The following is a 697-nucleotide window of genomic DNA, read 5'->3' as shown; positions in this document are numbered from 1 at the left end:
CCGCAAGATCACGAATCTACGTGAATGTTTACCTGAGCGGCGTCAAACCCGAGAACCGATATGAATGTATCCTCACGCGTCCGACGTCCGGCACCTGAGAGCCGTATCAGAGCACATCGCCCTCATACCGGTTGAGGAGACGACCGCAGCAGTATGGAACTCGTACCAAGGGAACGAAATGCCGTACTGCACAGGATTCTTGCAATCTCGGTTGAACAACGTGGTTGAACGACGTGTCAGAGCGGCGGATATCCCGGACGATGGGCGGATGGTCAGCCGTCTGCTTTGCCGACGACTCGCCGTGCGCACGCTCGTCCGGGCGGCACGGCGCGTCCTCGCCAGCTGACCCATCATTGATCTTCTCCGCGCCGTCTGGCCTGACGGACTTCACCGCTGCCTGTGGCTCCCCCATGCAAGCGTCTCATGTCGTGACCGGCTCAGGGAATCTGGACTACCTGGGAGGCAATGCTCAGGCCCGCCCCATACCCAATGAGCAGCGTCGAATTCGGGGCTCGAGCCATCGGCGACTGTGAGCAGTCCAGCCAGCTTTCCGTGCATCCGACGGTGTCCCTGCCGGTAGATGTCCCAGCCGGTCATCGGCACGGGACCGAACCGGATACGCATCCGGAACAGCCGTGCGATCTGCAGGGCAGGGCTGGTGTTGTACTGCCAGGCCCCGCAGGGCATCCAGCGCATA

1 protein-coding gene is annotated in these 697 nt (G+C 61.7%); it reads right to left on the bottom strand.

Annotated features, from left to right (window positions below; all coding sequences use genetic code 11):
* Window positions 1–387: 387 nt before the first annotated feature.
* Entirely contained in the window at window positions 388–687 is a 300-nt protein-coding gene (locus AC08OQ_RS18865; protein ID WP_476612283.1) for a DUF6544 family protein, read from the bottom strand.
* Window positions 688–697 lie beyond the last annotated feature (10 nt).

It is taken from the genome of Frankia sp. CcCS3, assembly GCF_977927575.1.
The sequence above is the reverse complement of the archived record's forward strand: the minus strand, read 5'-3'. Positions and strand labels throughout refer to the sequence as shown.

Coding starts and splice junctions, on each gene's coding strand:
- AC08OQ_RS18865 (WP_476612283.1), bottom strand. CDS start 687: ATGCCCTGCGGGGCCTGGCAGTACAACACCAGCCCTGCCCTGCAGATC.